Here is a 20135-nt window from a genome sequence, read left to right on the forward strand (position 1 = left end):
GCTCTTAATTATTTTTGTTACTTTTATTCTACTACAAAATATTTATTTTTTTTTGAAAACTGAAAATAATTATATTACTAGTATAATTAGTATGTTAGAAACAAAATATTTATTTTACGGAGGATATCTTTGCAACAGACAGGATATATATTTATTTTTCTCGTAATAATAGTAAATTTGTTTGGAGTCTTTTTAGAATTTTTAAATCTCAAGAACATTAACATAAACAATTTAGAAAAAATTAAAAAAATATTCCCTGTTGAAAACCCGGTACTCCTAATAAAATACCAAAAATCTAAAATAGCCACTCAAATAATTAAAGGAACTATAGAAATTCTTATATTTTTTTATTTATTTGCATTAAACATTATCCAATCAATATCTGCAGAAATTTATAAGTTCCAAACATTTGAATTTGTAAAAGCTTTTTTATTATTTATTTCTTTTTATGCCATATTTAAAGTAGTAGATCTTCCCTTTGTTATTATTGACACCTTCTATATTGAAAAATTTTTCGGCTTTAGCAAAATAACAAAAAGATTATTTTTGAAAGATATGTGTTTACAGACAATTTTAGGAATAATTTTACTTTTTGTGATCTCATTCATAATAATAAATTTTATATATATATCAGGACCAATTTGGTGGATATTATCGTCTTGTTTTCTTATATTGTTAAGTTTCCTTATTCTATATATTTATCCAATATTTATTGCTCCGATGTTTAACAAGTTTACACCTCTATCAGATATAGAATTGGAATCAAAAATAAAGGATATTTTAGAAAAAACAGGATTTTCTCTTGAAAACGTCTTTATAATGGACGCTTCAAAGAGATCAACTCACTCAAATGCTTATTTTACAGGTTTTGGAAAGAAAAAAAGATTAGTCTTGTTTGATACGTTTCTTAAAAATCACAATCACTCTGAAATAATATCGGTTCTTTCTCATGAACTAGGGCACTTTAAACATAATCATATTTTTAAAATGTTTTTGCTAAATGCTTTAGTTATAATTTTAGCTATGTTTATCAGCGAAAAATTACTTCAAATGAACTGCATATCTAATATTTTTGGTTTTAACAATTCTTTATATAACAAAATATTTATAATCTTCACAATATTTTTGCCGCTTGGAAACATAATTTTTAACTTAATATTTATGCCACTACTAAGATTAAACGAATATCAAGCAGATGAATTTGCAATAAAGTTAACCATGGATCCAGAAACTTTTAAAAATACTCTCATTAAATTATATAAAGATAATCTGTCCAATCCTATACCCCATCCTCTTTATGTATTTTTTAACTATTCCCATCCGCCCTTAGTAGATAGAATAAGACACATATTTAACTTTTATGATAGATACAAAGCCAAATGTAGTGAATCTAATTAATTTAGCTTGGCTCTTAAGTATTGAACAGGCCATTCTATATTTTGTTTTAATATCCTTGCTGCATACAGTGGCCAATATGGGTTTCTAAGTAATTCTCTGCCAAGAAGCACAACGTCGGCTTGTTCAGTACAAAGGATATGTTCAGCTTGATAGGGATCAACGATCATACCCAATAGAACGGGTAGATAGTGTGTAATGTGCCACTCATTAATAATTCCATCAACCGCACTATATTGACACATTGGCGACATAAAGATCCTGTTTCTAAATTCTAAATCTCTTATTTTGATCCTCGAAAAAAGTTTGTTCTCCATAATAAACCTCATAAGTAATAAATTATTTAACTTCTATTTTACACCAATTTGCCACCAATTTACTCTATTATTTTTTTGTTGTTTTATTTGATACATTGCAATATCAGCCTTTCTAATTAATTCTTCTGGCTTGGTTGAATCAATCGGGTAAATTGATGCCCCCAATGACATCTCGATTCTTACACTTTTTCCAGGTATTAATTCATAATCTTCCTCAACTGCAAGATGTATCCTATTAAAAGCACTCTTTAGTTGATTTAAATATTCTTCATTATTAAGTCCATCTATTAGAACTATAAATTCATCCCCTCCAATTCTTGCAACTAGATCGCTAGATCTAAGATTTAACCTAAGCCTGTTTGCAAATTCTTTCAGAAGCTTGTCCCCCATACTGTGTCCAAATGTATCGTTTACAACTTTGAAATCGTCAAGGTCTATCATGCATACTGCAAACACACTTTTATTTCTTTTCGCCCTTGCTACAAAGTATTGTAAATCTTCCATTAAAGCCCTTCTATTTAGCAAATTAGTAAGAGGGTCAATTCTTGCTTGATCGTGTAGCTTAATTTCTAAATTAAATCTATCGGTAACGTCAATAAGCGTCCATATAGCTAATTCTTCGTCCTTTATTTTTACAAGGCAAAACCCTATATCACAGTAAATCTCCTTTTTATTCTGTGTTATCATCTTTATGTTGTTTATAAAAACCTTTTTATTATCCTTAGTATCAGAATAAAACTTCTTTATTTTTTCATACTCAACTTCAGAAGAAAATAAGATATTCATAGATTTACCCATTAGATCAACAGCCGAATGATATCCAAAAATACTTAATGCCCTTGAATTTACGTTAATAATATTTTCTTCTTTAGTCATTACAACTCCAGCCAAAGTATTCTCAAGAAGCGCTTCCTGAATTATCATAAGATTTCGTTCAGTTTGCAAAAGCTCAATCCTCTCAAGACCATTGGAAATATCTCTCACCAAATCTTCCAAAGCCTCTTTTAGTTCTGAATCGAAATAATTAGGTTCGTCACTTGCTAAAATAAATATAGCATACAACTTCTCATGAAAGTATATTGGCAAACCAGCCCCTGATCTAACGCCTAGAGCTAATAATTTTTCTTTAATGTTTTTAGACACATCAAATTCTTCATAAGATTGGATATAGACAGGCTTTTTTGTATTCCAAACATAAGACATAAGGTTTTTGCCTCTGTTCTCATCTAAATTTACGCTAAAATCTATTTGATTTAAAAAGTCAGTGTTTCCTGATTTTGCATAAAAGATTATTTCACCGTTGGGGTTTGGACATGCTATATAAGAAAAAAGCATTTTTGTATAATAAAGAGTAAGATCGCATACAGACTGAAAAAGGTCTTTCTCAGATTCTGTGCTTAAAATTATTTTATTCACATTTGCTCTGAGAGTGTTGATTATAGATAATTTCTTTAGCTTATTTACATACTCATGTTCTTTCGCCCTTTGCATTTGATACCTTTCTGTAACGTCAAAAAAGGTCCAGACAGTCACTGAATCCATCAGATTCTCTTCTTCGTTTATAACTCCGCCAGAAATATCACAAATTATATATCCTCCATCAGCTTTTAAAAGTTTAACGTCTCTTAACTGAGCAGTCTTTTTAGTAGCAAGATCTTCATAAAGCTTTCCTGTCCTTTCAAAATGTTCATTATCAAAATACAGGATCTTTGAACTTTTCCCAATAAGATCGTTAATATTTTTATATCCAAGCATATTTAAAAATCTTTTGTTAACTGATAAAATTACTCTATTTTTCAATACAACTATTCCAGCAAGAGTGTGCTCTATCATTGCACTGTTAAAAGCCTGTCCTTTTTCTATTTGGTTCTTCAATACAGAAAATAGCAGTACAGCAAAGCTCATTGCAGAAGAAAAAACTTCAACATCAAAAATGGGATTGCCTTTCATAAGTAAATAATATGGCCCAAATCCAAATATAGTGGCATAAAACATTAACAAAAATACTAAAGAAATAAGAAAATAAGTAATAAGAAAGTCGAGGCTAAATACAGACCAAACAGTAGGCAAAATTACAACGAATAATAGCCCTATTCTCATACCATCGTCTAAATTTGGCAATATGAAGCAAAGATACCATAAAGTAATAGTTAAAATGATGAGAACAAAAAATTCTACAATATCTTTCTTTGATTTAAATACGTTTACCAAATTTCTCCTCTTAATCCACAGCAAATAAAGAAATGGTGTAATAGATATAATAGTAGCAAATTCTGATATAAACCAATTTTCTATAAAATTTAATAAATCACTATAAACAATCCTTCCATAAGTTAAAAAGATAAATGAAACACACAAAGATGAAATAAGCGGTTTTATGATACCTAAAAAAATTGCAAAAATTAGAAAATTTTTAACGTCCTTGAATACATCTCTAAAATCAAATCTAAGTCTTTTCACAATAAGAAGGCTAATCAAAAGCGAAAAAGTATCTATAAAAGCCACAAAAAATGAAAAATTTATCCCCCCATTAAAAAACAATAAGCTTGCAAAATATAATCCCGAAAATATGCCAGGAAGAGGATATTCTCTCCATATAAGTACTGAAAAAACTGCAAACGCATCTGGTGGCCAGAAAGGCGAAATACCAGGAAAGAATAAAGAGGGAATCCAAGAAAGCAATAGATACCCTAAAAAAATTAGAATATTTATTAAAGTAAACCTTTTAATTTTTGACATATTCCTCAAATTTAGAAAAAACAATGCAAATTCTATACTACCATAAAATTTTTAAAAACATAAAGAATTTATTTTATCAATTCCTTTCCAACAGATATTTGGCCAAGAGCAATAGAGGAGTCGTTTAAAGGAATCCTATGAGGCAAAAAAACTTCAAAACCAAAAAGTTCTAAGGCCTCCCAGATTCTTTTCAACAATATTTTATTTACAAATGCACCTCCGCATAGCACAACTTTTCTGATTTTGTGCATATCATAAATAGCCTGAACACAATTTACGCTGATTTGTGATATTGCATTGTGAAAGGATAGGGCAATATCCTCAACAGGCACGCCTTTTTCTTTCATCTCCAATATATTTTTTATTATTTGATTGACAGGAATTTCTACTTCATTAGATAAGTCAAGATCTATTTCAAATGGATAAATTTTTTTCCCAGTTAAAGCTAATTCTTCCAGTTTTTGTGCAGCTTCAGCTTCAGTACTTACAACACTTGAAACCCCTAATATTGCAGCAACGCCATCAAAGAGCCTTCCAATACTGCAAGTTAGCGGACAATTTATGTTCTTATTTAACATACTTAAAATGATTTCTATACTATCTCTATCCACAATTTTTATAAATTTTGCCAATTCAATATCGGTTAACCCTAAGTCGTAAAGCAAAGAAAGCCCGATCCTATATATTTCTTTAATTGCCTTTTCAGAGCCTGGCAACTTAAAATATGAAAAATGAAAAACTCTTTTGAATTCTTTTCTATTAGCAAGCAAAAATTCGCTACCCCATATTCTTCCATCCGTGCCATATCCTGTTCCATCAAATGCAAGTCCTATAACTTCATCGTAAATACCGTGCTCTTCCATCACAGCCGCAATATGTGCGTGATGGTGCTGAACAAAGAGTCTCTCTGAATTAAGAGATATTTCATCTGTAAGCCTCGTGGTAAAATAATTTGGGTGTAGATCAGAAATAAAAACTTCAGGCTTTATATCGAAAACCTTCTCAAAATGAGCAAGAGTATTTTTATAAACACTATAGGTATCAACAGATTCAAGATCGCCAAGATACTGGCTCAAAAAAATTACATTATCTTTAGATAGCGCAAAACTGCTCTTCAGATCTGCTCCTGCTGCAAAGATATGTTTTCTAAATTTTTTTGTAAAGAAGGGAATTGGAACGAATCCTCTCGAACGCCTGACAAAGAACTCTTTTTCGTTCAAAACAAACATTACGCTATCATCGCTTTGAATTGCAATTTCTCTATTATATGTAACAAAATAATCAGCAATATCATAAAGTTTTTCAAAAGCTACGTCGTCTTTATATACGATTGGCTCATCAGATAAATTCGCGCTGGTCATAACCAGAATCATAGCTTTATCTTTATCAAATAAAAGATACTGAAACGGTGTATATGGAAGCATTATTCCAATATAAGTTAAGTCAGGAGCTATATACCTACTAATTTTTTCTAAAGCTTTCTCTTTTTGTTTTAATAAAACTATAGGTCTTGCCCTTGAAGTAAGAAGCTCTAGTTCCTTTTTTGTAGTATATAAAAAATCACTAACTGCATTAATATTTGCCATAAGGGCAAACGGCTTAAATGGCCTTCTTTTCCTTTTTCTTAGTTCTAAAACAGCTTCGTCGTTTTTTGCATCAACTGCAAGATGAAACCCCCCTAAACCTTTAATTGCAACTATTTTCCCATTCATTAGGAGATTATAAGTTTCTTTTACTATATCATCAACGTTATCTTTTATTAGGTTTTTGTCTCTGTCATATAAATAAACGCTAGGACCACATAAAGGGCAAGCAGTAGGTTGTGTATGAAATCTTCTATCAAGTGGATCAGAATATTCTCTTTTGCATTCGGGACAAAGTTCGAAAGGGTTCATAGTAGTATTCTTCCTGTCATATGGAATGTCATAGATAATACTAAATCTAGGTCCACAGTTTGTACAGGTTATAAATGGATAGTGAAATCTTCTGTTAGTTTTATCAAATAGCTCCCTAAGACAATCATCACACACATTCGTATCAGGAGGTATAAAAGTTGTCTTTTTGTCGGTTTGTTTGCTCTTGTCTATGACAAAACCCCTATATCCCACCATTTCTCTTTGTTCTGAACGAATACTGCTAACTACTGCTAGAGGTGGAAAATCATTTTTTATTGCTATCAAAAATTTACTTAGATTTTCTTCTTCTCCTTCAACCTCAATAGTTACTCCTTCAGTATCGTTTAAACAATAACCATTCAAAGATAGTTCTTTAGCTAGTCTATATATAAATGGTCTAAAACCAACTCCTTGAACTATTCCTTCAACTCTTGCAAAGATATGTTTTAGCATATATAAATGATATCAACTTGTAAAAAGAATAGCAATAATTTGGAAGTCTAAATGCCTATCTAATTTTGAAGTTAAATCTTGCTCCTATGACCTGTCCTATTACAGAACCAATTACCAAAAGCGGTATAAAGTATACACTTATACCTAGAAAAATTCTTGGTAAGGCTATAAAAGGTATTGGGAGATGAACATATAAAAACCATTTTTTAGAAAACTTATTAACTTTTGATCTTAACCTACCAAAAGGAACATTTAGTAGTATAGAAAGTACAAACACAATTAAAACGTTATAAGTTTTTTCCATATAATCACCTTCTGAATTACTGAGGGCGCTTATAAGCGCCCTCAGTAATAATAATTTTAATTATTATATATTATTTAACTACTTTGCTACAAATTTCGATACTTCATCTCCTCTTTCTTCTACAATCTCCTTAATATCATCAGTGTAATGCGCACTATTTACTGCCCAGAAGAAGAAAATTATTGATACAGCAATCAATATAAGCTGATCAAACGGATATTCTATAATACCAAGTCCCTCAAAGTGCTTGCTTCCAATGTAGCTCATAAGAGCGATAAAAAGCATATAGAATATAAGCCAAATTCCTGATTTTACATTTTTACCAAGGTCTTTCTTCAATTCATCTCTAGTAGCCACAAAGTAGAAATAGAGTAAAAAAGCTATTAAGTCTACAGCAATTAAAACAGAAACGTTTGACCATCCGCTCCAGTCTATGAGAAGTGTGCATACAATAAATGCTATTAAAGATATAAGAGTTATTGGTTCAGCTTTAAATGGCCTATAAAGATTTGGAGCAAATTTTCTAAGACTCACTACGCTTACAGGACCAATCATGTAAGTCAATACAATTGCATTCGAAACGACACCCACCAATTTGTTCCATGACGGGAAGGGAGCAGTCCAGATTAGAGCAAGTATCAAACTCAGCCAGAGGGCATATCTTGGAACGCCAGTCTTTTCATCAACTTTTACAAATATTTTCCAGAAAATACCGTTTAAAGATTGAGCATTTATAATCCTTGAGGTTGAAGTCATATAAATTAGACCGGTACCAGAAGGAGATATTACAGCGTCAGCAAATACTATAGTAGCCAGCCAATGAATATTCAACAATAGCAATATTTCAGCAAAAGGTGACCTAAAGTTAATATGCCCCCAACCCTTTGCAATTTCTTGAGGAGGCAAAGATCCTACAAAAGTCAGCTGCAAACAAACATACAATACTATCGCTAATCCCACAGCTAAAGCTACCGCCAAAGGAACATCCTTCGTTGGATTTTTCGCCTCACCTGCAAGGTTTACAGCCTGTCTAAATCCCAGGTATGCAAAAATAATGCCTCCGCTTGATACCGCAGCCAGGATAGCAGGAAAACCAAATGGAGCAAAGCCACCATACTGAGTAAGGTTCATCGGATTAAAAACAGTAAACAAAACCAAAACCGTTGCAGTCGGAGTAAAAAATTTAAATATCGTAACAATTGTATTAGTTTTGCCAGCAATTCTTATGCTCCAATAATTTAGCAAAAAATAAATTACTATTATGCCCATCGTAAAAATCCAACCTATAAATGTTACCTGATGGTTATTGTATAAAAATGGTAGATAAGAACTTGCAAATTGAACTGTCGCAAGAGCTTCAATAGCTATAACTGAAGAGTCGCCTATAATCAGTGCGACAGCTAAAGCATAGCTGACAAAATTTCCGTGAGTATATTGTGGATATCGGATCAAAGAACCTGATTCTGGAAGCATTCCTGAAAGTTCAGCATAAACGAGAGCAATGAAAAATACACATATCCCGCCAATAACCCAGGCAAAAACTGCAGCAGGTCCAGCAAGATTAGCTGCTTTTTGGGAAGCAAAGAGCCAGCCAGAACCAACTATTCCGCCAAGACCTAACATTGTTAGATCTAGAAGATTTAGCTCCTTTTTTAGTTTCGATTTCAAAACCTTCATCTCCTTTTACTAAGATTCATACTATAGATCTAACTTAATCTTTAAGAAAAGTTTTTCTTTTTCCTAAAGACTAAGTCCTTAAAGCCAGAGATATCTTCCCTCCTTTCTTAAGAACTCTTTCTATAGAACCTAATTGTCCAAGAAACAAAATTCTTTAATTTGCTTTATAATTTTTTCCAGGTGAGAATATTAAACTCACCTGGAAATTTATTGTTTTTAGGCCTGAAATTTTTCTCTATCCGGATGGTGAAACAAGAGTACACCAAGTACCGATGTAAGATTAAGAAAGAGCAAAAATCCAAAAGCACCTGCAAAAGAACCTGTAACTTGAACAATCAAACCCGTCAAAGTAGATGCAATAAGCCCTGCCACAGCAAATCCAAAGTCCATTATGCCAAGCGCCGTTCCAGATCTTTGTCTAATAACATCAATGTTTGTAGCATAATAATTTGGATTTGCAGCCATACCCAGGCCAACAGCCAAAGCAATAAATATCATTGCAATGTTTACGTCATGATAAAGTATAATGGGAATAAGACTTAAACCACTTAAAAGCTGGCTTATCCAGATCGGATGTGAGCGAGCTTTCCTTAAGCTTTTTGTAGCTGCAAAAATTCTGTCACAAAGTCTACCGTCAAGAAATAGCAAAATCGTAGCCAACGCCCAGGGTAAAACAGTAAACAAACCAATTTTCATAACATTCATATGATAAGTTTTATCCAAAAATGTCGGTAACCATCCCATAAAGAAAAACAAATTATAACCAAACACAAAAAATGCCCAATCATTAGATAAAAGTGTAGGATTGGTGAGCAAAAATTTCCAAAGACCTTTTGGTACATTAGTGTGTTCACGTCTAATCTCATGACTTGTTCTGTTTCTATCAACATTAGCTTCTTCTCTAATATAAGCTAGCTCTTCATCGTTTACAAATTTTGACCTTTCTGGAAAGTTTCTAAAGAAATAAAGCCAGACGGGTGCCCAAATCATACCCACAATACCAAGGATCATAAACATAACCTGCCAACCAAATAATGTTGAAAGGGATGTAACAATAGGACCACCTATCATCAATGCAAAGGGAACAGCAACCAAACCATTTGCTAAGGCAGTAGATCTTTCTTTTAACGGTAACCAATCGCCCACTACCCTATTCATGGCAGGAAAATTTGGACCTTCAGCCAAACCAAGAATTAGTCTCACAGTAAAAAGGTATGCTAATCCTGTCGCAAAAGCTGTTGAGAATATGCTCGCTGACCAAATTAGCGCCCCCCAAAACCAAACTTTTCTAGCACCCCAATTGTCAACAAGTAAACCTCCCACAAAAACCATCAAAGCGTACCCAATATTAAAAGCTCCTAAAGTTAGACCGATGTCCTCTGGACTCAAATGAAATAATTTACTTAAAATCGGCATTGCAAATGCAATTGCACTTCTGTCTACATAGTTAATAACAGTAATAAAAAAGACTAAACCTATAATAACCCACCTGAAATTTGTTTTGCTCATTTACTATCCCCCTTAAATTAAAAATAAGACAATAGAAAACTTAAAAACTTATATATCCTATGTCCTATCCTCCCTTCTATCAGAATTGTCAGCCAGTTTGTATAAGTAAGTAAATTACTTACTTATATGTCAACTTTTTAAGATTATAACATTCAAAAGTAAAATACATATATACACAATTTTTATCAATTATTTAAAAATTACTAATTGATTTAAAGATTTTTAAGTCAAATTTTATATAATATAAAGCCATTTCTAATAATATGAACTCTAAATATTAATTAAAATAATATTATTTTTACTATTTTTTTACTAATTAAAAATATTACTAATTTAATTTTTTATTATTATAATCCAATAATATTCTTAATTTCTCCTTCAAAAAATTTATTATATTTTTCACAATAAATTTAGTAATGTATCCTATGTCTTTAGCCTTATCAATTTTCTCTTTGCGCCATCCTTAAATACAATTTGTAATAAATTTGAAATTGGGAAAATATATAGATAAAATACATAAGGGATAAAACCATACGCGCTTACGTTCAAAGTTGCCGTACAACCTGTATTCCCGCTTTAATATACGAGTCATTAAACAAACTTCCGCCAATACATTGTTAAATAGGATTTTTCTTGCTTTTTTCATCGTTAAATAGTATGTTATATGTAGCGATGATTGTTGATAAACAAAAATTCTATTTAAATTATTATTCAGGACAATAACCTGTTTAAAGACTATACGATGCAGGAGATGCTTGATGAATTAGATGTAATAGAATGCTTTGAACTACCCAACAAAAAAATACATTTAGGCGAAATAACTAAAAAATAGATTCAATTATATGAAAAATTAGGAGTAGAACCGCCGACCTCGTTACAATAGCACGGGAATTTATGATATATGCCTCAAGAATTAGCTGGCACATCAGAGAATGGCCCTGCAAAAGCGGGAACTGCAAGGGAGGTAATTAGTGATGCTACTACGAAAACAAAAGCTAATTTTTTCAACTTTCAAAATCCCCCTTTAGGAAAGTTTAGTTTTTTTGTTTCATATATTAGCCTCTTTACAGAATCATTTCTTGCTTTCGGGGGATTTCACCTCCTTCTTTCGCAGATTGAAATCATCTGTAAAAGGCTCTTTGAAGGCTTTTAAAAAAGCCTTTCAAAGCTTTGGGAGAAGCAAAACAAAATTTAGTTTTCAATGAAAGTTAGGATATGACTATTTTGTTTATAGCATATTAAAATAATATGTCAAGTAGTTAATATCGAATATACAGTTATGTTGTTATAACAAAAAGCCCCTGATTTCTCAGGAGGTTGAGGTGTAGTTTTTAGAACTTTACGTCCATAATAAAGCCTAAATTTTTAGATCAACTTCTATTGCGCAACCAGCGCTAAAATCATTCGACACATAGAATCCCGCTCTTTTCATAGCAACCTGACTAACGTTATTTGAGTCCTTAAAGTTATAAATTGTTGCTGTGTTCTAAAGGCTTATCGCCCTAATATTCATATCCTTTAGAGAATATATTTGATCGTTTCCAGAGGAATCTTTGGTTAATACAATTAGCTTGTTATATACGGGATCGCCTTCATATATAAAGCCATTGTGGTCAGAATCATAAGCGCTTAGCTCGTTAAAAGCATTACCAGTATTTAGCCCAAAGAGCTCGCTGCCGTTGTTTATGACGCCATCGTTATTTTTGTCCATCGCAAGAAAGCCGCTACCATTCATAGGAAAGCTTATCTGTACAGGCTTTCCGTCTGAATTTAGATCAAATGAATAAGTCTTGTCTGAAAAGGCAATAGTATTGTTTTGGAAATTTATCACCAGTGGATCCACATTTTTTGCATCTGAAGCACTGATAGAAGTGGAATTTTCTTGAAAGAACTACATTTGATGTTGAAATTATCATTTCTCTCTCCTTAGATCCTTTCTCAGTTTATTTACATTTACTCTTTATATTTTTAATTTAAACTAGCTTTATACCAAAATATAATTTTAAAAAATGTGAAAATTATTTATTATACAAAGATTTAATCAGAAGAGTGCAGATTTTTTTTGTGCGTTGATTAGGTTTGCAAGAGCAAAAGCGCATTCAAATATATGACAATTATTGCGATTATCCAAAGGATAGCGTTTAAAAGCCTGGAATTTTTGTATATACCCATAACGCTTGTCCGAGACGTAAGATACAACTGCAAGATAATCGTAATAGGAAGCTGAAAGCTAAGGAGCACCTGAGACAACAAAAGGCCCTGAAAAGGGTCTGATGTAAAAAACATTAAAAGCAGAGCGAAAAATACTGTTATGAATATTCCGCCCTTAGTATGGATGTCCTTTACGTCATACGGTTCAGAAAATATCCCGGCAAATATAGTCCCCCCAGCCATAGATGCAGTGATAGAGGATGAAAAGCCAGCAAACAGTAGCGCCAGCGCAAATACAAGAGACGACGTATCGCCAATCAGTGGCACAAGGATCTTTTGTGCCTTTTGGAGCTCGTCCACGTGAAGCCCATGTGCAAAAAAGGTTGCCGCAGCCAGGATGATCATCGCACTATTTATAGCCCAACCTATCCCCATTGAAAATATCGTGTCAAGGTATGACATCCTGATTTGTTTTTTGAATTTTTTTTCATCGCTTATGTCAAACTTTCTGCTTTGTACTATCTCAGAGTGTAAAAACAAGTTGTGAGGCATTACTACAGCGCCCAATACGCTCAATATTACAAAAATTGATCCGTGAGGCATACTGGGTACCACCCAGCCAACAACAGCAGCTCTCCAGTCGACGTTTATGATTGAGAGCTCGTATATAAAAGAAAAACCTATCAGAGAAACAAACGCTATAATATATTTTTCAATGTGCGCATAAGACTGTGAATATAACATAAAAACCACTATCAGGCTCGTGAAAACTGCACCCAATATTAAAGGTATCTTAAACAGCATATTAAGTGCAATCGCCGCCCCCAATACCTCTGCAAAATAGGTAAAAATGCAGGCAGTCACTGCAGTCCCCAGAATCAAGTAGCCGTATATCGGCTTTAGAAACTTCATAGTAGCCTCAGACATACAAAGTCCCGTAACCATACCTATCTTTGATGCATTTTGCTGCAACAAAATTAGCATTATTGTAGAAAGAGTAACCATCCACAGCAAGCTATAAGAGTAATCAGAGCCAGCAGCAATGTTCGATGCCCAGTTACCAGGATCTATAAATCCCACAGTAATTAGAATCCCAGGGCCAAAATACTTTGACCAATTTAAGACAGTCAGGTTTGCTTTGTGTTTGGTTTTAAGCTCTTTGAATATAGAGATAATATTCAGGCTTTTATCTTCCAATCCGATCTGTAATCCAGACTCAAGTCATCTGAAATGCCTCTAAGAATCATGTCATAGCCACAAATTGCCACCATAGCAGCGTTATCAGCACAAAATTTTGGAGATGGCACTATAAAGCCCAAGTTATGTTTACTACAGACTTCGCCCACCTTATCCCTCAGAATCTTATTAGCAGCCACTCCGCCGCCCAGGACAATTTCTTTTATTTTATAGTCTTGTACTACTCTTTCAATCTTTGAAGAAAGAGAACTAAACAAAGAATTTTGTAGCCCAAGTGCAAATGCAGGATAATCTTCCTTTAAAGTAATTTTTCTAAATTCTCTTAGAGCAGCTGTCTTTATCCCGCTAAAGCTCATCATATAGCCTTCCATCTTTAGCTTTGGTATCTTGATCTCATACGTTGTGCTCCGTGATAATCTTTCCATTTCGCTTCCAGCAGGGTATGATATGCCCATTTCTCTGCCAATCTTATCTATTACCTCACCTATTGCATCGTCCACTGTCCAACCAATCCTCTTGTAAACGCCCCATCCACTCCACAAAACCATCTCAGTATGACCACCAGAGACTATCACCCCCAATGCAGGAAACTTCGGATAGCGATATTCCAATAAACATGCCAGTAAATGCGCTTCAAGGTGATTTACTCCGACTATTTTAACTCTTTCACAAAGGGCTATAGTCTTTGCAAAGCAAAGGCCTAGTGAAAGAGATCCAGGTAAACCAGGCCCTACAGTTACAGCTACCGCATCAATATGTTCACTAAACCTTTCTTTTATCATGTTATAAAGTGGTAAAAGTGTCTTAAAGTGTTCCCGAGAGGCAACTTCTGGCACCACGCCGCCAAACTTCTTGTGAACTTCTTCTTGTGTAGATCTTACCTCACAAATTAACGATCCATCTTTTACAACAGCAATACCCGTATCGTCACAGGACGTTTCTATCCCTAAAACTATCAAACTATATTAGCTCCTTTATAGATTTAGTTTTCTCTTATCTATCACCCTTTTTGCCTTACCGCTAGACCTTTCTATAGTTTTTGGCTCGACAAGCCTGAGTTTTATGTCTATCCCAAGAACAGATTTCAGCTTATGAGTAAGACCTCTTTCCATCTCTACCAGAGATCTCATCTTATCTTGAAAAATATCGTCTGAAACTTCAACAAAAACTTCTATAATGTCCAGATGATTCTTTCTGTCCAAAACTATTTGATAGTGGGGCAATACTCCTTGAGTACTAATTAATACCTCCTCTATTTGAGAAGGGAAGACGTTAACCCCTCTTATAATAAGCATATCGTCCGTTCTACCTTTTATCTTGCCTATTCTTGCCATAGTTCTACCACACCCACAGGGCTCTTCAATAAGATATGTAATATCTCTTGTTCTATATCTGATGATAGGAAGTGCTTCTTTGGTAAGCGAGGTAATTACGAGTTCCCCAACTTCTCCAGGTTCAACTGGTTCTAGCGTCTCGGGATCAACAATCTCCACCAAAAAGTGATCCTCCCATATGTGCATACCAACCTTTAGTTGGCACTCTCCTGCCACTCCAGGGCCCATTATTTCAGACAATCCGTAATTATCCGTTGCAATAATACCAAGACTTGACTCCAATTCCTTTCTTATTTCCTCTGTCCATGGCTCAGCCCCAAAAAAACCAACCCTCAATTTTAAATCATCCCTTTTTATACCCATATCCTTCATAACCTCAGCCAGGTGAAGGGTATACGATGGAGTTCCTATTATAGCCGTAGTACCAAAATCTTTCATAATATTAATTTGTCTCTCGCTATTGCCCACAGAAGTAGGAATAACTGTAGCGCCGATCTTTTCAGCACCATAATGCATTCCAAGACCTCCTGTAAACAAACCATATCCCAAAAAGTTTTGTACCTTATCGTCGTGTCTTAAGCCACCTGCATAAAGTACCCTTGCGGTAAGCTCAGCCCATGTCTCTAAATCCTTTGCGGTATAACCTACTACTGTAGGCCTCCCTGTAGTTCCGCTTGATGCGTGAAGTCTTACCACATCTCGTTCCGGGACAGCAAAGAGCCCAAATGGATAGGTATCTCTTAGATCTTGTTTGGCCGTAAATGGAAATTTTGAAAAATCCTCAAGAGTTCTAAGATCTTTCAACGAGAGACCTTTTTCTTCCATCTTCTGCCTGTAAAACTTAACGTTTTCCCAAACCCTCGAAAGAATCCCTCTCAATCTTGAAAGCTGCAAATCCTTAATCCTTTTTCTTGGCATGCATTCATAGTCTGGATTAAATATCATATACGAACTCCTCAAAAATTAAATTAATTATTTATTTTTCTTGCCACAATATCAGAATGAGACAGAATGCCTATGTTATTATCTTGAAGTACCTTTATTCCTTTCTCGGTATCGGAAAGATCAAAGACCACAAATCCACCAACGCCAGAATACAAATATTCAACGTTTATCCCTTCATCTGCAAGAATTTTAAGGGTTTTATGTAGTCCTCCTGGAATATCAGGAACGTCTACACATATAACATCGGTCTCCTTTACTGTAAAACCCTCATTTTTAAGCATCTCTTTAGCCTTTGCCGGATCATCTACAAGAACCCTGAATATACCATATTCTGCAGTATCTGCTACAGAAAACCCCCTGATGTCAATTTTCCCTCTTGCTAAAACCTCTGTCAATTCAGCAAGCCTTCCTGCTCTATTCTCCATAAATATTGCTAATTGTCTTACTTTCATATTCTCCTCCTCCTAAGGCTTTTTTTATAACCTTTATTTGTACTTTCTCCCCACTGTAAAAGCTCTCAAATTAATCTCATGAAGTTTTTCTGGCAAAAATTCCTTTATTGACTCCATCCAAAGATCTTCCGGAATATCTAGATATTTTGATAGTAGCCCAATCATAATAATATTTATAGTCTTTGGATTTCCCACATCCTTTGCTAATTTTAAAGCGTCAACAAGATCGAAATCGAAACCGAGATCTTTTATCCTATCCATTATGTTTAGAGGATATTCAGTCTTCCCAGATATCACGGGCAATGGAGGTAGCATCTCATCTGAAACCAATAGTTTTCCATCTGGCCTTAGATATTCCAAATACCTTGCAGCCTCCATGCACTCAAACGCTACAAGGAAGTCCACCTCACCTTTTGACAAAAGAGGAGAGCGAACTTTTCTAGCAAACCTTACCGCGCTCTCTACACTCCCCCCTCTTTGTGCCATACCGTGAACCTCAGTTAACTTTACGTCATAACCGCTTTTGAATCCCACATGAGATATCAATCTAGACGCAGTTAATACCCCTTGCCCTCCTACACCTACAAATAAGAAATCAATTTTATCCATCAACTCTTCCTCCCAGGTCTAAAGTAGCACTTATAATTGCTTTATTGCACCGTGTAGACAAGCATCTACACACAATCCACAACCATAGCACAGATCAGCTCTTATCTTCACCTTTTTTACATCTTTATCAAAACTCATCGCAGGGCATGCTATGTTCAGACATACCTTACAACCCTTACACTTTTCTTCATCCACTACATATTTAGCGTTTTGAGCTCTTTCAATCAGAACGCATGGTCTTTTCGAAACAATAACGCAGGGTTCATTAAGTTTTAACATCTTCTCAATGGTTTTTTGAAGCTTTTTAAAGTCTATAGGATCTACAACCTTTACATGATTTATCCCCAAACCTTTCAAAACCTTCTTTATCTTTATGGGCTCTATTTCATCCCCTCTTGCCCTTATGCCAGACATAGGATTGCCTTGATGCCCTGTCATTGCAGTGGTTCTGTTATCAAGGATTACTACAAGCACAGGAGCTTTATTGTAAACCAATTCAGTAATACCAGGTAGCCCTGCATGAGTAAATGTAGAATCTCCCAGGGTAGCTACTACTTTAATTCCATCATCTGATTTAAGACTCTGAGCAAGTCCTGCAGCCATCCCAAGGCTTGCACCCATACATATAATCGTATCTGTCGCGTCCAAGGGCTTAAGTGCTCCAAGAGAATAACACCCTATATCAGATGTTATATAAAGATCCTTTTTTTTCATCCTTATTTGATTCAGAGCATAATAAACTCCTCTGTGTGGGCATCCGGCGCAAAGAAGCGGAGGTCTGGGAAGAACTGGCAAATCATATTTTGGAGCCTCTACGTTAAATAACGTCTTCTTTATTAGATCTGGAGACATCTCAAGAGAGGGCTCGAACACCTCTTTCCCAACAACCTCTACTCCCAAATTCATTGCCCTAATCTCATCTGCCACAAAGGGATCTGATTCCTCAATGACATAAACTCTGTCAAATCTTTTAACAAAATCAGATATTAGAGATTTAGGCAGGGGATAGGTAGTAGAAAGTTTTAGAAATGAAGCATATTTAAAGACTTCCCTTGCGTGCTCGTAAGCAACGCCGCAGGCAATAACTCCAGTACTTCCATTGCCCTCTATTTTATTAAAGCTTGATTTTTCAAAGATACCAACAGCCTTTTTTATTTTATTGTCAAGATTTACCCTGAGTCTTCTTGCATTAGCAGGCAAAACAATATATTTTTCTGGATTTCTGTCAATATTCTTTTTTGGGATCTGTATCCTATCATCCAGCTCTACTATCGAAGAAGAGTGAGATAGTCTCGTAGTAGATCTAATTATTACAGGCAAATCAGTCTCTTCTGAAACTTCAAATGCCCATCTGGTTAAGTCTTTCGCCTCTTGAGAATCCGATGGTTCAAGGACTATTGCTCTTGACATCTTTGCAAAATACCTGGTATCCTGCTCGTTTTGAGAACTGTGCATTCCCGGATCATCAGCAACCACAATAACCAATCCTGCATTTATTCCTGTGTAAGTCATAGTCTGAAGCACATCTGCAGCAACGTTCAGTCCAACGTGTTTCATAGAACATATACTCCTGTTACCTGAAAGAGATGCTCCAAAACAGGCTTCAAGAGACACTTTCTCATTTGGAGCCCACTCTACATATAACTCTTTATATTTCTTAAGATTCTCCATTACTTCAGTACTAGGCGTTCCTGGATATGCCGATGCAAAATTCACACCAGCCTCCCATGCCCCCCTTGCAATTGCCTCGTTGCCTAACATTATCTTTTTCAAAATTCACACTCCCCTTAAGAACTTATTTGTTAATTTTTCTTTTATCTATCACCCTTTTTGCCTTACCCTCTGATCTTTCTATGGTTTTCGGCTCAACAAGCTTTACCTTTACCGATATCCCGCATATGTTATAAATGGAGTCCGCTACCTTCTTTTGAAGCCTTTCAAGAGATCTTACTTCTGAAGTAAACAATTCTGGCAAAACCTCAACCCAGACTTCAATAGTGTCTAATTCTTTCTCTCTGTCTACTATTATCAAGTAATGAGGAGAAGTTCCCTCCACCTGAGCCAGTGCAGATTCGATCTGAGAGGGAAATACGTTTACCCCTCTGATAATAAGCATGTCATCGGATCTCCCAAGTATTCTTGAAATTCTTGCATGAGTCCTGCCGCATACACAGGGCTCAACATTAAGTTTCGTCAGGTCTCTAGTCCTATATCTAATAAGAGGTATTCCCTCTTTTAGAAGCGTAGTTATTACCAGCTCTCCAACCTCACCTGGAGGCAAGGGTTCTAATGTATTCGGATCTACAATCTCTGCAATAAACGCATCTTCTGCAACGTGAAGCCCATCCTTTTCAAGACACTCACAGGCCACTCCCGGCCCCATTATTTCAGAAAGGCCATATATATCCACTGCAGTAAAGTCAATTCTTTCTTCAATTCTCTTTCTCATTTCTTCAGACCACGGTTCGGCTCCAAGTACCCCAACCCTTAGTTTCGAATCCTTAAGGCTAACCCCCATATCCTCAGCCACATCAGCAAGGTGTAGTAAATAAGATGGGGTACAAGCTATAACTGTTGCCTCGAAGTCCATTATAAGTTGAATTTGTCTTTTCGTCTGGCCTCCAGAGGATGGCACTACCGTACCGCCAAGTCTTTCAACGCCATAATGAAGTCCTAAACCACCTGTAAAAAGTCCATATCCATACGCAATGTGTACAGTGTCATATTTGCTCACTCCAGCCCCCACAAGTGCTCTTGCCACTAGATCAGCCCAAACGTTCAAATCGTTTTGAGTATACCCAACCACAGTAGGCTTTCCCGTAGTGCCACTTGATGCATGAAGCCTGACTATTTCTCCTCTATTTACTGCAAACATGCCAAACGGGTAATTATCTCTAAGATCGCTCTTTAACGTGAAGGGGAGCCTTCTGATATCCTCAATATCTCTAATATCAGAAGGGCTTATCCCTAATTCGTTAAATCTCTTTCTGTAAAATGGGACAAATTCGTAGACATAGCGCACTAATCTTCTAAGTCTTGATTCCTGTAAACTAATTATCTCTTTTCTGGGCAAAAGCTCCACTTCGGGTTTAAAATATTTCATCATCTCCTACTCTTCGGCTGAGTCCATAGATCTCAGGTTGGGATATTTTTAGTCC

The 20135-nt window shown here is 35.1% G+C and carries 15 protein-coding genes and 1 pseudogene; 2 read left to right on the plus strand and 14 right to left on the minus strand.

All coding sequences use genetic code 11. The annotated features are described in order from the left end of the window. The first annotated feature begins 129 nt into the window (after positions 1-129). The gene (locus tag TDSAC_RS07025; protein WP_108309537.1) at positions 130-1398 is read left to right on the plus strand and encodes a M48 family metallopeptidase; all 1269 of its coding nucleotides are present in this window, start codon (positions 130-132) and stop codon (positions 1396-1398) included. Here the strand turns inward: TDSAC_RS07025 and TDSAC_RS09285 are convergent. From TDSAC_RS09285 to TDSAC_RS07055, 6 genes and pseudogenes are all read right to left on the minus strand, one after another. Beyond that, a pseudogene (locus TDSAC_RS09285) lies at positions 1395-1571 on the minus strand (oxidoreductase); the annotation flags it as partial. The gene TDSAC_RS07025 and the pseudogene TDSAC_RS09285 overlap by 4 nt on opposite strands. Positions 1572-1745: 174 nt before the next feature. Then, positions 1746-4451: a diguanylate cyclase gene (locus TDSAC_RS07035; protein WP_108309539.1), complete on the minus strand. Its 2706-nt coding sequence runs from the start codon at positions 4449-4451 to the stop codon at positions 1746-1748. Positions 4452-4519: 68 nt separating this feature from the next. Then, the gene (gene hypF / locus TDSAC_RS07040) at positions 4520-6799 is read right to left on the minus strand and encodes a carbamoyltransferase HypF (protein WP_108309540.1); all 2280 of its coding nucleotides are present in this window, start codon (positions 6797-6799) and stop codon (positions 4520-4522) included. 55 nt (positions 6800-6854) lie between these two features. Beyond that, entirely contained in the window at positions 6855-7103 is a 249-nt protein-coding gene (locus TDSAC_RS07045; RefSeq protein ID WP_108309541.1) for a hypothetical protein, read from the minus strand. 78 nt (positions 7104-7181) lie between these two features. Then, the gene (locus TDSAC_RS07050; protein ID WP_108309542.1) at positions 7182-8771 is read right to left on the minus strand and encodes an APC family permease; all 1590 of its coding nucleotides are present in this window, start codon (positions 8769-8771) and stop codon (positions 7182-7184) included. Between the two features lie 225 nt (positions 8772-8996). Continuing rightward, positions 8997-10289, minus strand: coding sequence for an MFS transporter (locus tag TDSAC_RS07055; RefSeq protein ID WP_108309543.1), 1293 nt, complete (start codon positions 10287-10289; stop codon positions 8997-8999). A gap of 901 nt (positions 10290-11190) precedes the next feature. Here TDSAC_RS07055 and TDSAC_RS07060 point away from each other — a divergent pair. Further along, positions 11191-11442 (plus strand): hypothetical protein, encoded by a 252-nt coding sequence (locus tag TDSAC_RS07060; protein WP_108309544.1) that lies wholly within the window; start codon positions 11191-11193, stop codon positions 11440-11442. Between the two features lie 333 nt (positions 11443-11775). Here the strand turns inward: TDSAC_RS07060 and TDSAC_RS07065 are convergent, their stop codons facing one another. From TDSAC_RS07065 to TDSAC_RS07100, 8 genes are all read right to left on the minus strand, one after another. Next, the gene (locus TDSAC_RS07065; protein ID WP_108309545.1) at positions 11776-12120 is read right to left on the minus strand and encodes a hypothetical protein; all 345 of its coding nucleotides are present in this window, start codon (positions 12118-12120) and stop codon (positions 11776-11778) included. Between the two features lie 242 nt (positions 12121-12362). Further along, a complete protein-coding gene (locus TDSAC_RS07070; protein WP_108310355.1) occupies positions 12363-13616 on the minus strand; it encodes an Nramp family divalent metal transporter in 1254 nt (417 codons plus the stop codon). 2 nt (positions 13617-13618) lie between these two features. Beyond that, positions 13619-14596: a tRNA (adenosine(37)-N6)-threonylcarbamoyltransferase complex transferase subunit TsaD gene (tsaD, locus tag TDSAC_RS07075; RefSeq protein WP_108309546.1), complete on the minus strand. Its 978-nt coding sequence runs from the start codon at positions 14594-14596 to the stop codon at positions 13619-13621. 15 nt (positions 14597-14611) lie between these two features. After that, positions 14612-15916, minus strand: a complete 1305-nt coding sequence (locus tag TDSAC_RS07080) for a phenylacetate--CoA ligase family protein (RefSeq protein ID WP_108309547.1) — start codon at positions 15914-15916, stop codon at positions 14612-14614. Between the two features lie 23 nt (positions 15917-15939). Further along, a complete protein-coding gene (locus TDSAC_RS07085; protein WP_108309548.1) occupies positions 15940-16368 on the minus strand; it encodes an ACT domain-containing protein in 429 nt (142 codons plus the stop codon). A gap of 33 nt (positions 16369-16401) precedes the next feature. Further along, entirely contained in the window at positions 16402-16977 is a 576-nt protein-coding gene (locus TDSAC_RS07090; RefSeq protein WP_108309549.1) for an indolepyruvate oxidoreductase subunit beta, read from the minus strand. A gap of 30 nt (positions 16978-17007) precedes the next feature. Further along, entirely contained in the window at positions 17008-18750 is a 1743-nt protein-coding gene (iorA, locus tag TDSAC_RS07095) for an indolepyruvate ferredoxin oxidoreductase subunit alpha (protein WP_108309550.1), read from the minus strand. A gap of 22 nt (positions 18751-18772) precedes the next feature. Next, entirely contained in the window at positions 18773-20080 is a 1308-nt protein-coding gene (locus TDSAC_RS07100; RefSeq protein ID WP_108309551.1) for a phenylacetate--CoA ligase family protein, read from the minus strand. Positions 20081-20135: the final 55 nt, after the last annotated feature.

The sequence above is a fragment of the Thermodesulfobium acidiphilum genome, from assembly GCF_003057965.1.
Taxonomy (GTDB): domain Bacteria; phylum Thermodesulfobiota; class Thermodesulfobiia; order Thermodesulfobiales; family Thermodesulfobiaceae; genus Thermodesulfobium; species Thermodesulfobium acidiphilum.

What these genes read in the sequence shown, in the direction of transcription:
- TDSAC_RS07035 (WP_108309539.1), bottom strand. Translation starts at nt 4,451, where the DNA reads ATGTCAAAAATTAAAAGGTTTACTTTAATAAATATTCTAATTTTTTTA.
- hypF (WP_108309540.1), bottom strand. Translation starts at nt 6,799, where the DNA reads ATGCTAAAACATATCTTTGCAAGAGTTGAAGGAATAGTTCAAGGAGTT.
- TDSAC_RS07045 (WP_108309541.1), bottom strand. Translation starts at nt 7,103, where the DNA reads ATGGAAAAAACTTATAACGTTTTAATTGTGTTTGTACTTTCTATACTA.
- TDSAC_RS07055 (WP_108309543.1), bottom strand. Translation starts at nt 10,289, where the DNA reads ATGAGCAAAACAAATTTCAGGTGGGTTATTATAGGTTTAGTCTTTTTT.
- TDSAC_RS07060 (WP_108309544.1), top strand. Translation starts at nt 11,191, where the DNA reads ATGCCTCAAGAATTAGCTGGCACATCAGAGAATGGCCCTGCAAAAGCG.
- TDSAC_RS07080 (WP_108309547.1), bottom strand. Translation starts at nt 15,916, where the DNA reads ATGATATTTAATCCAGACTATGAATGCATGCCAAGAAAAAGGATTAAG.
- TDSAC_RS07085 (WP_108309548.1), bottom strand. Translation starts at nt 16,368, where the DNA reads ATGAAAGTAAGACAATTAGCAATATTTATGGAGAATAGAGCAGGAAGG.
- TDSAC_RS07090 (WP_108309549.1), bottom strand. Translation starts at nt 16,977, where the DNA reads ATGGATAAAATTGATTTCTTATTTGTAGGTGTAGGAGGGCAAGGGGTA.
- TDSAC_RS07100 (WP_108309551.1), bottom strand. Translation starts at nt 20,080, where the DNA reads ATGAAATATTTTAAACCCGAAGTGGAGCTTTTGCCCAGAAAAGAGATA.